General features: G+C 71.5%; 10 protein-coding genes. 6 read left to right on the top strand and 4 right to left on the bottom strand.

Going from position 1 to position 13,442, the window contains the following annotated elements; translation table 11 throughout:
* Positions 1-61: 61 nt before the first annotated feature.
* The gene (locus tag ABD236_RS10170; protein WP_344072645.1) at positions 62-769 is read left to right on the top strand and encodes an Rv1352/Rv1906c domain-containing protein; all 708 of its coding nucleotides are present in this window, start codon (positions 62-64) and stop codon (positions 767-769) included.
* A gap of 42 nt (positions 770-811) precedes the next feature.
* Here the strand turns inward: ABD236_RS10170 and ABD236_RS10165 are convergent, their stop codons facing one another.
* Positions 812-1,495, bottom strand: coding sequence for an HNH endonuclease family protein (locus ABD236_RS10165; protein WP_344072643.1), 684 nt, complete (start codon positions 1,493-1,495; stop codon positions 812-814).
* A gap of 239 nt (positions 1,496-1,734) precedes the next feature.
* Here ABD236_RS10165 and ABD236_RS10160 point away from each other — a divergent pair, with 239 nt between their 5' ends.
* Positions 1,735-2,043 (top strand): antitoxin, encoded by a 309-nt coding sequence (locus tag ABD236_RS10160; protein ID WP_344072641.1) that lies wholly within the window; start codon positions 1,735-1,737, stop codon positions 2,041-2,043.
* A 91-nt stretch (positions 2,044-2,134) separates the two neighbouring features.
* Here ABD236_RS10160 and mfd read toward each other — a convergent pair whose 3' ends face one another.
* Positions 2,135-5,668: a transcription-repair coupling factor gene (mfd, locus tag ABD236_RS10155; RefSeq protein ID WP_344072639.1), complete on the bottom strand. Its 3,534-nt coding sequence runs from the start codon at positions 5,666-5,668 to the stop codon at positions 2,135-2,137.
* A gap of 259 nt (positions 5,669-5,927) precedes the next feature.
* On the opposite strand from mfd, the gene ABD236_RS10150 reads away from it, so the two are divergent.
* The 4 genes from ABD236_RS10150 (at position 5,928) to ABD236_RS10135 (ending at position 9,725) form a co-directional block, all read left to right on the top strand.
* Complete coding sequence (locus tag ABD236_RS10150) at positions 5,928-7,079, top strand: acyltransferase family protein (protein WP_344072637.1); 1,152 nt, start codon at positions 5,928-5,930, stop codon at positions 7,077-7,079.
* A gap of 164 nt (positions 7,080-7,243) precedes the next feature.
* A complete protein-coding gene (locus ABD236_RS10145) occupies positions 7,244-7,738 on the top strand; it encodes a SigE family RNA polymerase sigma factor (protein ID WP_344072635.1) in 495 nt (164 codons plus the stop codon).
* Positions 7,731-8,279 carry a hypothetical protein gene (locus ABD236_RS10140; RefSeq protein WP_344072633.1) on the top strand — a complete coding sequence of 183 codons (549 nt, stop codon included), beginning with the start codon at positions 7,731-7,733 and terminating at the stop codon, positions 8,277-8,279. Before ABD236_RS10145 ends, ABD236_RS10140 begins: the two co-directional genes overlap by 8 nt.
* Positions 8,280-8,294: 15 nt before the next feature.
* The gene (locus ABD236_RS10135; RefSeq protein WP_425543849.1) at positions 8,295-9,725 is read left to right on the top strand and encodes a DUF2079 domain-containing protein; all 1,431 of its coding nucleotides are present in this window, start codon (positions 8,295-8,297) and stop codon (positions 9,723-9,725) included.
* A gap of 81 nt (positions 9,726-9,806) precedes the next feature.
* On the opposite strand, the gene ABD236_RS10130 is transcribed toward ABD236_RS10135, so the two are convergent.
* Both ABD236_RS10130 and ABD236_RS10125 read right to left on the bottom strand, forming a co-directional pair.
* A complete protein-coding gene (locus ABD236_RS10130) occupies positions 9,807-12,380 on the bottom strand; it encodes an ABC transporter permease (protein ID WP_344072631.1) in 2,574 nt (857 codons plus the stop codon).
* Positions 12,377-13,165, bottom strand: coding sequence for an ABC transporter ATP-binding protein (locus tag ABD236_RS10125; protein WP_344072629.1), 789 nt, complete (start codon positions 13,163-13,165; stop codon positions 12,377-12,379). The genes ABD236_RS10130 and ABD236_RS10125 overlap by 4 nt, the downstream gene beginning before the upstream one ends.
* Positions 13,166-13,442 lie beyond the last annotated feature (277 nt).

The following is a 13,442-nucleotide window of genomic DNA, read 5'->3' as shown; positions in this document are numbered from 1 at the left end:
TCTCTGTTGTGATTGCTCCATCGGTTCACACGGCCCCAGGGCCTGACGGAAAGGCACAGCCATGTCTCAGCAGAAGCGCAACTGGTTCGCCCGCCACAAGGTCCTCACCGGCGTCGGCGCGGTCGTCGCGGTGGTCGCCATCGGCGGGGCGGTCGGCGCGGGCGGCGGCTCGGACGACAAGTCCCCGAGCAGCGCGGCCGCCAAGGAGGCACCCCGCAAGGCGGGCCAGAGCCCCGAGGCCGAGAAGACGAAGGAGAAGGAGAAGAAGGAGAAGGGCCTCGGCGACGGCAGCTTCCAGGTCGGCTCGGACATCAAGCCCGGCACGTATGTGAGCACCGGCAACAAGGACGGCTGCTACTGGGAGCGGGCCAAGGACGCCTCGGGCAGCACGGACGCGATCCTCGCCAACGACAACGTGACGGGCACCAGCTATGTGACGGTGCTGGCGGGCGACAAGATCTTCAAGAGCAGCGACTGCCAGGACTGGCACCTGGTCGACCCGAAGGCGGCGGCCAAGGGCGCCCCGAAGACCACGCTCAAGGGCGACGGCGGCATGTTCAAGGTGGGCACCGACATCGCGCCGGGCACCTACAAGTCGACGGGCAACAAGGACGACCAGTGCTACTGGGAGCGCGCCAAGGACGCCTCGCACAGCACCGACGCCATCGCCGCCAACGAGAACGTCACGGGCACGGCGATCGTGAAGGTCGGCGCCGGCGACGCCTACTTCAAGAGCAGCGGCTGCCAGGACTGGGTGAAGACGGGCTGAGCGGCAGCCGTGCGGAGAGGAGCGGCGGGGCCGCAAGGGCACTCACCCGGTGGGCAGCTTCTGCTGCGGGCACTCCGTGAGGACCTTCCGCATCGCCTCCTTCTCGGCGTCCGTCACCCACACCCCGTACTTCTTCTTGACGGCCACCTGGTCCGCCACGTACGTACAGCGGCCCGCGGCGAACGTGGGCAGCCAGGTCGCCGCGTCGCCGTCGCTCTTGCGGCGGTTGGCGCTCGCGTCCACGGCCAGCAGGTTCAGCGGGTCGTTGGCGAAGGCCACCCGCTTCTTCTTGTCCCACTGCTGGGCGCCCTTCTGCCAGGCGTCCGAGAGGGCCACCACATGGTCGATGTCGACCTTGCTGGCGCCCCGGACGAACTTGATGGTCTGGCCGGTGTAGACGTCCTTGGTCAGCGTGCCGGACGCGACCTCGCACTTGTCCTTGAACTTCACGTCCGTCAGGTCCCGTTTGAGGATGTCCTCGCGGGTGGCGCAGCCGTTGGCGTCGGTGTCGGTCCAGCCCCTGCCGAACTGGTCCCGCGAGTAACCGGTCTTGGCGGCCCGGCCCTTGACGGTGAGGGTGTCCACGGCGGCGAGGGCGCTGCCCCGCGCGGCGGGCGCGCCGGGCTTGGCCTTCCCGGCTTCGCTCTTGCTGTCGGAGCATCCGGTGAGGGCGAGCGCGCCCGCGAGGGCGGCCACCGGAAGGGCGGTTCGGTAGGTACGCGTCACAACGGGCCGTCCTCGAAGGAAGTTGGCGGAACCCTGCGATCCTAGGGACTCCTACCCGGCCTCCCGGCGGCCATAGGGGCTCGAAGGCGGAAAGCCGGGGCCGGGCCGGCCGCCCGCGCACGGCGGCGCGGGGCCCGCACCCGGCCGTGCCCCTCTCCACCGGCGACGGGCCGCCCGCGGCGGGGCGGCGGCGCGTAGCGTCGTGACCGGCCCTGCCTCCCCCACGAAGGAGACCGCGGATGGGGATCCTCGACCGTTTCAAGGACCAGGCGCAGAACAAGGCGGACGACGTGATCGAGTCCGTCGGCGACCGGGTCGACGAGAAGACCGGCGACCGCTTCACCGGCCAGGTCGACCAGGCGCAGGAGGTGGCAAGGAACAAGGCACGGGAGGCGCTCGGCACCCACGCCGGCACCGAAGCCGAGGCACAGGGCCCGGCCACGCAGGACCCGGCCACGCAGCCCCCGGCCGAACAGGCTGCGGCCGAACAGCGCCCCGCCGAACAGTCCTCCTCCGCGCGCGGGCCGGAGGATCAGCCCCCGGCCTGAGCTTCCCGGCGGGCCGTCAAGGCCGCAGGCCGGTGGGCGGACGGGTGGGCGCGGCCCACCCGTCCCCCGCCCGGGCCTCGGCGGGCCCGGGTCAGGACCCGAGGATCGTGGTCAGGAACTCCCCCGTCCACGCCAGCAGTTCGCGGCCCACCACCGGCTTGCCGCCGATCTTGCCCGTCGTCGGGCGCGGCACCAGGATCTGGTGGGTGGGCGCCTTGATGACCGTACGCGGGTACAGCCGCTTCAGGCGCAGCTCCTGGGATTCGCGCAGCTCCACCGGCGCGAAGCGGACGTTGGCGCCCTGGAGGACGATCTCGCCGACCCCGCAGGCCCGCGCCAGCATCCGCAGCCCGGCCACGAGCAGCAGGTTCTCGACCGGCTCGGGCAGCTTGCCGTACCGGTCGGTGAGCTCCTCCCGTACCGCCTTGATGTCCTCCTCGGAGTTGGCCGAGGCGATCGCGCGGTAGGCCTGGAGGCGCAGCCGCTCGCCCGGCGCGTAGTCGTGCGGGACGTGCGCGTCGACCGGGAGCTCGATCTTGACCTCCAGCGGCGGCTCCTCCTCGGCTCCGCCGTCCAGCTGCGCCCGGTAGTCCGCGACGGCCTCGCCGACCATCCGGACGTACAGGTCGAAGCCGACGCCCGCGATGTGGCCGGACTGCTCGCCGCCGAGCAGATTGCCCGCGCCGCGGATCTCCAGGTCCTTCATCGCCACGTACATGCCCGCGCCCATCTCGGTGTGCTGGGCGATGGTCGCCAGACGCTCGTGGGCGGTCTCGGTGAGCGGCTTCTCCGGCGGGTAGAGGAAGTACGCGTAGCCGCGCTCGCGGCCACGGCCGACGCGGCCGCGCAGCTGGTGCAGCTGGGAGAGGCCGAAGTTGTCGCCGCGCTCGACGATCAGCGTGTTGGCGTTGGAGATGTCGATGCCGGACTCGACGATCGTCGTGGAGACCAGCACGTCGAACTTCTTCTCCCAGAAGTCGACGACGACCTGCTCCAGCTGGGTCTCGCCCATCTGCCCGTGCGCGGTCTGGATACGCGCCTCGGGGACGATCTCGCGCAGCCGCGCGGCCGCCCGGTCGATGGACTCGACCCGGTTGTGGATGTAGAAGACCTGGCCCTCGCGCAGCAGCTCGCGCCGGATGGCGGCGCCGATCTGCTTCTCCTCGTACGGCCCGACGAAGGTGAGCACCGGGTGGCGCTCCTCCGGCGGGGTGGTGATCGTCGACATCTCGCGGATGCCGGTGACCGCCATCTCCAGCGTGCGGGGAATGGGGGTGGCGGACATGGTCAGCACGTCCACGTTGGCGCGCAGCTTCTTCAGCTGCTCCTTGTGCTCCACGCCGAAGCGCTGCTCCTCGTCGACGATGACCAGGCCCAGGTCCTTGAACTTGGTCTCGGAGGAGAAGAGGCGGTGGGTGCCGATGACGATGTCGACGGCGCCGTCCTTGAGCCCCTCCAGGGTCGCCTTCGCCTCGGTGTCGGTCTGGAAGCGGCTCAGCGCCCGTACGTTCACCGGGAACTGGCCGTAGCGCTCGGTGAAGGTGCCGTAGTGCTGCTGGACCAGGAGCGTGGTGGGCACCAGGACCGCGACCTGCTTGCCGTCCTGGACCGCCTTGAAGGCCGCGCGGACCGCGATCTCGGTCTTGCCGTAGCCGACGTCGCCGCAGATCAGCCGGTCCATCGGGACCGTCTTCTCCATGTCCTCCTTGACCTCGGCGATGGTGGAGAGCTGGTCGGGCGTCTCCGCGTACGGGAAGGCGTCCTCCAGCTCGCGCTGCCAGGGGGTGTCCGGGCCGAAGGCGTGGCCGGGGGCGGCCATCCGCGCCGAGTACAGCTTGATGAGGTCGGCGGCGATCTCCTTGACCGCCTTCTTGGCCTTCTGCTTGGTCTTGGTCCAGTCGGCGCCGCCGAGCCGGTGCAGGGTCGGGGCCTCGCCGCCCACGTACTTGGTGACCTGCTCCAGCTGGTCGGTGGGGATGTAGAGCCGGTCGCCGGGCTGGCCGCGCTTGGCGGGCGCGTACTCGACGAGCAGATACTCGCGGGTGGCGCCCTGGACGGTGCGCTGGACCATCTCCAGATAGCGGCCCACCCCGTGCTGCTCGTGCACGATGTAGTCGCCCACCTCCAAGGTGAGCGGGTCGATGGTCTTGCGGCGGCGGGCCGGCATCCGGCCCAGGTCCTTGCTGACCGTGCGCTGCCCGGTGAGATCGGTCTCGGTGAGCACGGCGAGCCGCAGGCCCGGGTCGACGAAGCCGTGGTCGATGGCGCCGCAGGCGACATGGACCACCGAGGGGCTGATGTCGGCCAGCTCGGCGTCGAGGCGGGCGGCGATGCCCTCGCCGCCGAGGACCTCCACGGTCCGCGAGGCCGGGCCGTGGGCCTCGGTCACATAGACCGCGCGCCAGCCGTCCGCGAGCCACTGCTTGGTGTCCGCGAGCGCCCGCTGGGTGTCGCCCCGGTAGGTCTCGGGCGCGTGCATGCCGAGCTTGAGGGTGTCCCCGTCCAGGTCGGTGTCGTCGGCCGCGAAGGGCGAGACGGACCACCACATCATGCCGAGCTCGCGGGCCCGGTCGCGGACGTCGGCGATGCCCCACAGCGAGGCCGCGCCGACGTCGATCGGGGCGCTGCCGCCGCCCGCCGTCGCCGCCCAGGAGGCCTGGAGGAACTCCTGGCTGGTGGCCACCAGGTCGGCCGCGCGGGTGCGCACCCGCTCGGGGTCGCAGACCACCGCCAGCGCGCCCTTGGGCAGCACGTCGAGCAGCAGCTCCATCTCGTCGACCAGGACCGGCGCCAGCGACTCCATGCCCTCGACCGCGATGCCCTCGGCGATCTTGCCGAGCAGCTCGCCCAGCTCCGGGTGGCGCTCGGCGAGGGCCGCGGCCCTGGTGCGGACGTCGTCGGTGAGCAGCAGCTCACGGCAGGGCGGCGCCCACAGGCCGTGCTCGGCGACTTCGAGGGACCGCTGGTCGGCGATCTTGAAGTAGCGGATCTCCTCGACGTCGTCGCCCCAGAACTCGACCCGGAGCGGGTGCTCCTCGGTCGGCGGGAAGACGTCCAGGATGCCGCCGCGCACCGCGAACTCGCCGCGCTTCTCGACCAGCTCGACCCGTGCGTACGCGGCCGCCGCCAGGCCCTCCACGATCTCGTTCAGATCCGCCGACTGCCCGGTCCGCAGCGCCACCGGCTCCAGGTCGCCGAGCCCCTTGACCTGGGGCTGGAGCACCGAGCGGATCGGCGCGACCACCACGCTGACCGGGCCCGCGGCCGGGTCGTCGTCCCGGGGGTGCGCCAGGCGCCGCAGCACGGCGAGGCGGCGGCCGACCGTGTCGCTGCGCGGCGAGAGGCGCTCGTGCGGCAGCGTCTCCCAGGACGGGAACTCGGCCACCTCGTCCGCGGGCAGCAGCGAGCGCAGCGCCGCCGCCAGATCCTCGGCCTCGCGCCCGGTCGCGGTCACCGCGAGCACCGGGCGGGCGCTGCCCCGGGCCAGCGCGGCCACCGCGAAGGGGCGCGCGGCGGGCGGGCCGACCAGGTCGACGTGCATCCGGTGGCCGTCGGTGGCGGCCTCGACGGCTTCGGCGAGCGCCGGGTCCCGTACCACCGCGTCCAGCAGACCGTGCAGGCTCATGAAGGGCTTCCATCCCGGGGAGAGGGCAACGCGAAGGGCCCGACACGTCAGACGGGCCGGGGGTTCCCAGCGTACGACGTGGGTGTGACACCCGCGCGAGAAGCAAGCCACGGGGCGCGCGTGGCCAGGATCACCCCTTTGGCGGTATTCCTGAGCAAAGGGTGAGCCTTTGCAAATCTTGTGGAACCCCATAGGCTCCGGCGGACGTGCCGAACGCCTGGCAGGACGGCGGCGTCGCGGAGACCATGCATTGACATCTGTGCCCGAGGGGAACCCGCTCGACATGCCCGACCAGGCCCGGACAGCGCTCCTTCAGCCCGAGCCGGTGCTCACCAGCACCGGCGTCACCCCACGGACCGGCCCAGGCGTCGAGGGGGGCCGGCCGAGCCGTATCTACGCCCTCGACGGTCTGCGTCTCCTCGCGGCCCTCACCGTCGTCATGTTCCACTACATGGCGCTCACCGGACGATGGCCGGAATCCGATTCCCGCGCCAGATTTCCGGCCGCTTACCCCGTCGCCGCCTACGGGTGGCTCGGGGTCCAGCTCTTCTTCCTCATCAGCGGCTTCGTGATCTGTATGAGCAGCTGGGGCAAACCGCTCCAGTCGTTCTTCGTCTCGCGCGTGGTGCGGCTCTACCCCGCGTACTGGTTCGCGGTCATCGCCACCACCGTCGTCGTGACGGCCATCCCCGGCGGGCTGCGCGGACACCCCTTCGCGGACGTCCTCACCAACCTCACGATGTTCCAGGAGCCGATGGGCGTCGAGAGCGTCGACAGCGTCTACTGGACCCTCTTCGCCGAACTGCGGTTCTATTTGCTGTTCGCAGTGGTGGCCTGGCGCGGGCTGACCTACCGCCGTGTCCTCTTCTTCTGCTGCGCCTGGGCGGTGGCCAGCGCCCTCGCCTACCAGTCGGACGACAGCACGCTGCGGATGCTGGTCATGCCGGACAACAGCTGGTGCTTCATCGCGGGTGTCGCCTTCTATCTGATGTACCGGTTCCGGCCGAACCTGATGCTGACCGGCATCGTCCTGTTCTGCCTGGTCGCCTCGCTGCCCTCGGCCAAGCGCACCTGGGAGCACGCCCAGGAGCGGCTGACCCACCCGGTGCCGTACTGGCCGGTCATCGCGGTCATGGCGGCCTGCTTCGGGGTGATGGGCCTGGTCGCCACCGGGAAGCTCAGCTGGATCCAGTGGCGCTGGCTGCCGTACGCGGGCGCCCTGACGTATCCGCTCTACCTCCTCCACGAGTACATCGGCTGGGAGATCATCGGCGCGCTCTCCCCGCAGGTGAAGCCCGTCCCGCTGGTCAGCGGGGTGATCGCGCTGATGCTGGCGGTGAGCTGGCTGGTGCACCGGTATGTCGAGCGGCCGCTGGGCCGGCGGCTGAAGAAGGGTTTGCAGAAGCTCTAGGAGCGAAGAGCCCGATCTCCGGAGGAACCGGCCTCCGGAAGAACCGGCCTTCGGGCCCCGGTCCGAAAATTCCTGCGGCGGCCTGTCAACCGAACGGCCGCCGCCAGGCGTACATCCCGTGAGACCTGTCCGCCGACAGGTCTGTCCATCCGACGGGAGCCGCCTTGACCGACGACGAGTTCGAGGAGTTCTACGCTCACTCGGTCAAGGATCTGGTCGGCCAGGTCTATCTGATGACCGGCGACCTCCACGAGGCCCAGGACGTCGTCCAGGAGGCGTTCGTACGGGCCTGGGGCCGCCGGGCGCGGCTGCGGCGCGACGCCGGGCCCGAGGCCTGGATCCGTACCGTCGCCTGGCGGCTCGCGGTGAGCCGCTGGCGCCGGCGCCGCCGGGCCGGTGAGGCCTGGCGGCTGCACAGCGGTGGCCGCACCGAGGCCGCGCACGGCCCCGACCCGTCCTCCGTCGCCCTCGTCGACGCGCTGCGCCTGCTCTCCGAGCGCCAGCGGCGCGTGGCCGTCCTGCACTACGTCTGCGATCTCACCGTCGAGCAGGTGGCCGCCGAGACCGGCCTGTCCTCCGGCACGGTGAAGACGCACCTCTCCCGGGCGCGCGCGGCGCTGCGGCCCCACCTCACCTCCGAGGAGGATCAGGGTGTCTGAATTCCCCCATGGCTTCCCCGACGGCCACGAGGGCGATCCGGCCCTGGCCCGGGCGCTCAAGCGGGCGGCCGCCGACAGCGGGGGCCGGATCATGCCGGAGCCGCCCGCCCGGGTCGCCGAGCGCGGTCTGCGGCGGCGCCGGCGCACGCTGGCGGCCACCGCCGCCTGTGTGGTCTGCCTGGTCGCCGGTACGGGCGCGATCGCGGCGCTCAAGCTCCAGGGCGGCTCCGGGACGACGGTCCCGGCCAACCCGTCCACCCCGTCCGGGACGCCGTCCGGCTCGCCCTCGTACGGCTCGGGGACGCCGTCCCGCAGCCCCTCCGACATCGGCACCCCCTCGCCCGGCGGCCCCGGCTCGGGCTTCCCCTCGCACAGCACGCCCTCGGCGAGCATCCCGCCGCCGGGCTCGTCCCGTGCCGGCGCGGACCCCCTCAGCCCGCCGCCCAGCACCTCCTCCGCCGCCCCGCCCGCCGGCTCGCCCACGCCCACCGGGCTCCAGGGCCCGCCCACCGCCACCGCCACCCCGTCCCGCATCCGCTGACCCGAGGACCTCACCGTGCACGGAGCTCTACTCACGCTGCCCGAAAACCGGGTCGCATCTCCCTCCATACCGGGGCAGAAGGCTTCACAAGGCCGCGGTGGCGCACCCGGGCGCCGGGACCCCCACCTCCTCGCCGCCGCGCTCTTCGCCGCGTACGCCGCCGTCTCCGTACTCCGCTACCGGCGGATGGAGACGCTCTCCTGGGACCTGGGGATCTTCGAGCAGGCGGTCCGGGGGTACGCGCATCTCCGCGCCCCCGTCGCCGACCTCAAGGGGCCCGGCGCCAACATCCTGGGGGACCACTTCAGCCCCGTGACCGCCCTGCTCGCCCCCTTCTACCGGCTCTTCCCGACCCCCGTGACCCTGCTCGTCGCCCAGGCCGCGCTGTTCGCGCTCTCGGCGATACCGGTCACCCGTGGCGCGGCGAAGCTGCTCGGGCGGGGCGCGGGGCTGGCGGTCGGCGTCGCCTACGGGCTCTCCTGGGGGATCCAGCGCGCCGCCGACTTCGACTTCCACGAGATCTGCTTCGCCGTGCCGCTCATCGCCTACGCCCTCGAAGCCGTGCTGGACCGGCGCTGGCGGGCGGCCCTGTGCTGGGCGCTGCCGCTGGTCGTGGTCAAGGAGGACCTGGGGCTGACCCTCGCGGCGATCGCGCTGGTCGTCGCCCTGCGCGCCCGGCGCGGCTCACCGCGCACCGCCGCGTACGCGCTGGGCGTCGCCGCGTTCGGGGTGGTGGCCGTCGTGGTCACCCTGACCGCGGTGATACCGGCCTTCAACTCGACCGGCGCGTACGACTACTGGGGCAAGACCACCGGCGCCGGGCCCTTCACCGCCTTCGGCACCAAAGTGCGCACGCTGCTGTGGCTGCTGCTGCCCACCGGGCTGCTCGCCGTGCGCTCCCCGCTGTTCCTGGCGGCCGTACCGACCCTGGGCTGGCGGTTCCTGTCCTCGGACGACCACTACTGGTCCACCGACTGGCACTACAGCGCCGTGCTGACGCCGGTCCTCGCGCTGGCCCTGGCCGACGCCGTGGACAGCGGCCGGCGCAGCGCGCGCCCGTGGCTGCGGTCGTACGCCCGCCAGCTGCCCGCCGCCGCGGCCGCCGCCGCCCTCGCGCTGACCGCCTCGCTGCCGCTGTACTCGCTCACCGAGGGCGCCACCTACCGCAAGAGCCCCGAAGTGGCCGCGCGGGAGCGGATGCTGGCGGCGGTCCCGGACGGGGCGACCGTCGAGGCGAACGTCGGGCCGATCTCCCGGCTCACCTCCCGCTGCCGGGTGTTCTGGGTCGGCGACACCCGCGAGGTGGTCCCGCGCTACCTCGCGCTCGACAACGTCTCGGGCTGGGCCGGGAATCCGGTGGAGTACGCCCGCGCGCTGCATCCGGGCAGCCGCTACGCGGTGGTGGGCGTGGCGTACGGATACGTCCTGCTGGAGCGGCAGGTGTAGTACCGCGCCGGAACGTGAAGCGGCCCCGGGGAGTTCGCGAAGAACTCCCCGGGACCGCCCCGCCGACCCCCGTACGGCGGTCTACTCGCTCGCGATCGCTCCGAGCACGTTCATCCGGCCCGCCCGGAAGGCGGGGACCAGGGCGGCGAACAGACCCACGAAGGCCGAGCCCACGAAGACCGTGATGATCGTCGGCCACGGGATGTCCAGGACCCCCAGGCCCTCCAGGGCCAGCAGCTTCTGCGCGGTCGTCCCCCAGCTCATGCCGAGCCCGAGGCCCAGCAGGGCGCCGAAGAGGGCGATCACCACCGACTCCAGTCGGATCATCCGGCGCAGCTGACGGCGCGAGAGGCCGATGGCGCGCAGCAGACCGATCTCCCGGGTCCGCTCGACCACCGACAGGGCCAGGGTGTTCACCACACCGAGCACCGCGACGATGATCGCCAGGGCCAGCAGGCCGTACACGATGTTCAGGAGCTGGCCGATCTGGTCCTTCAGGTCCTTCTTGAAGTCCGTCTGGTCCTGCACCTTGTACTGCGGGTACGGCTTGAGGGCCGTCTTCAGCGAGGCGTACGCCTCCTTGGCCTTGCCGTCCTCCGCCTTGGCGAACATGATCATGTTCTTGGGCATCCGGTCGGCGGGCACATAGCGCTCGGCGGTCGTGACGTTGGTGTACTTCGCGCCCTTGTCGACGTTGGTGTCGTCCGAGGTGATCGCCGCGACCCTGAGGTGGGCCGTGCGGCCGTTCTTGAAGGCGACGGTCAGGACGGAGCCCACCTTGACGTCGTGGTCCGTGGCGAACTTGTCGCCGACCGACATCGCGTCCTTGCCGTACGCCTCGGAGAGCTTGCCGGAGACCGTCTCGCGCCGCAGGTCCTCGGCGTAGGTCGGGCTGGCGGCGGCGAGGTCCTCGCTGCTGGTCCTCCCGTCCGGGGTGGTGATCTTCGCGTCCACCTGCTTGTAGTCGGTGACATGGGCGATGCCCGGGGTCCGGCGCAGGGCGTCGGCGGCCTGCGGCACGATCGGCTGGCCGTTGCCCGACTGGACGATGAAGTCCGCGCCGACCGACTTGTCGAGCTCGGCGGTGGCCGAGGCCACCATCGAGGAGCCGACCACCGCGAGGCAGGCCACCAGGGCGAGGCCGATCATCAGGGCCGCGCCGGTCGCTCCCGTACGCCTCGGGTTGCGCAGTGCGTTGCGCTCGGCCATCCGGCCGACGGGGCCGAACATCCGCAGCACCACGACACTGATCACCCGCACCACACCGGCGGCGAGCAGCGGGCCGACGACCACGAAGCCGATGAGCGTGAGGACCACGCCGAGGCCGAGGACGCCCGCGCCGGAGCTGGCCTTGTCGGCGTGGGCCGCCGCGTAGAGCGAGGCGGCGCCGGCGCCGGTGAGGAGCAGGCCGATGACCGCCCGGACCAGGCCCGCCTTGCCGTCCGCCGGCGTACCGGCGTCGCGGAGCGCGGCCATCGGGGAGATCTTGCCCGCCCGGCGGGCCGGGAGGTAGGCGGCGAGGACGGTGACCACGATGCCGAGCAGCATGCCGACCGCCGGGGTCGTCCACTTGACCGTCAGGTCGTCGGTGGACAGCTCCAGGCCCATACCGCTCATGATCTTCATCAGGCCGACGGCCAGGCCGACGCCCGCGCCGACGCCGAGGACCGAGCCGAAGAAGCCGAGCAGCAGTGCCTCGACCAGCACCGAGCGGTTGACCTGCTTGCGGCTGGAGCCGATGGCCCGCATCAGACCGATCTCGCGGGTGCGCTGGGCGACCAGCATCGAGAAGGTGTTGACGATCAGGAAGATGCCGACGAGGAAGGCGATTCCGGCGAAGCCGAGCATCGCGTACTTCATCACGTCGAGGAAGGAGCCGACCGAGTCGCGACCGGAGTCCTTGGCCTCGGCGGCCGTCTCCAGCTTGTACGTGCCGGCGCCGAGTGTGGCGGCGACGTTCTGCTTGAGCTGCTCGTCACTGACGCCGTCGGCGGCGGTGAGCGAGACGTTGGTGAACAGGCCGGTGCGGCCGAGCAGTTCGCGCTGGGCGGTGGCGGTGTCGAAGTAGACGATCGCCGCGCCCGGGTTGGTCACCTTGAAGGAGGCGATACCGGTGATCCTCGCCTTGAAGTCACCGGTGACGGCGATGGTGCGCAGCTCGTCGCCGATCTTCAGGTCGTGCTTGTCGGCGGTGTCGGCGTCGACCATCATCTCGGTCGGCCCGCGCGGGGCGTGACCGGAGGTGATCTCCATCGCCTTGAGGTCGTTGCCCGTCCAGTTGGCCGCGATGGTGGGGCCTCCGTTGGAAGAGCCCATGTTCTCGTTCTCGGCGTTGACGACGGTGACGCTGGAGCTGGAGACGCCGCCCTCGGCGGACTTCACCCCGGCGGCGCCGCGCGCCTGCTCCAGGGCCGAGGCGGGCAGCGTCTCGGGCCGGCCGGTCTGCGGCCGGTCGTCCGGCTTCGCGTTCTTCGGGCTGACGGTGACGTCGGCCGCGGTGGCGGCGAAGAGCTTGTCGAAGGTGGTGTTCATGGTGTCGGTGAAGACGAGCGTGCCGCACACGAACGCCACCGACAGCAGGACCGCGACAGCCGAGAGGGCCATCCGTCCCTTGTGCGCGAAGAAGTTGCGCATCGAGGTCTTGAGCACGGTCACGACGTCCGCCCCCGCGCGTCGAAGTCCTTCATGCGGTCGAGCACCGCGTCGGCGGTCGGGCGGAACATCTCGTCGACGATCCGGCCGTCCGCGAGGTAGAGCACCCGGTCCGCGTACGAGGCGGCGACCGGGTCGTGGGTGACCATCACGATGGTCTGGCCCAGCTCGTCCACCGAGCGGCGCAGAAAGCCGAGGACCTCGGCGCCCGCGCGGGAGTCCAGGTTTCCGGTCGGCTCGTCACCGAAGATGATCTCGGGCCGGGCCGCCAGGGCGCGGGCCACCGCGACACGCTGCTGCTGGCCGCCGGAGAGCTGGGTCGGGCGGTGCTTGAGCCGGCCGGCCAGGCCGACGGTCTCCACCACGCGGTCCAGCCACTGCTTGTCGGGCTTGCGGCCCGCGATGTCCATCGGGAGCGTGATGTTCTCCAGCGCGTTGAGCGTCGGCAGCAGGTTGAACGCCTGGAATATGAAGCCGATCCGGTCCCGGCGCAGCTGGGTGAGCTTCTTGTCCTTGAGGCCGGTGATCTCGGTGTCGTCCAGATAGATCTGGCCGCCGGTCACCGTGTCGAGCCCGGCCAGGCAGTGCATCAGCGTGGACTTGCCGGAGCCCGAGGGGCCCATGATCGCGGTGAACTGCCCTCGGGCGATGTCCACGTCCACGTGGTCGAGCGCGACGACCTTGGTCTCCCCCGACCCGTACGCCTTGACGACCTGGCGCGCCCGAGCCGCGACCGCCGTTGTCCCTCCAGTACCCCCGTGCCTGGGAATGGTCACAGCCGTTGTCACGGTTCTTCTCCTCGTTGCGATTCAGCGCGTCGTGCGTACGTCTTGAGTCTGACGATCGAGGACGTCCGGCACCCTGGTGCCCGGCGGTGTCTTCAGTGGGGGGTTAGCCCCACCTCCCACCTGCGGTTCCCCGCAACCGCTCGATGTAGGACCACGTTAAAGAACCGCGCCCCCTCTTCTCGTCCTCCGCCAGGACGAACGTCCCCTGCCCTGAAGTAGGGAGGATCCCGTAGGGGCTCTCCACCCCAGGGCTGAGTCCGCTCGGGGGCGCCTCCAC

Origin of the sequence: Streptomyces crystallinus (assembly GCF_039521265.1) — a bacterium.
GTDB lineage: Bacteria > Actinomycetota > Actinomycetes > Streptomycetales > Streptomycetaceae > Streptomyces > Streptomyces crystallinus.
This window is presented reverse-complemented; position numbering and strand designations above follow the sequence as displayed.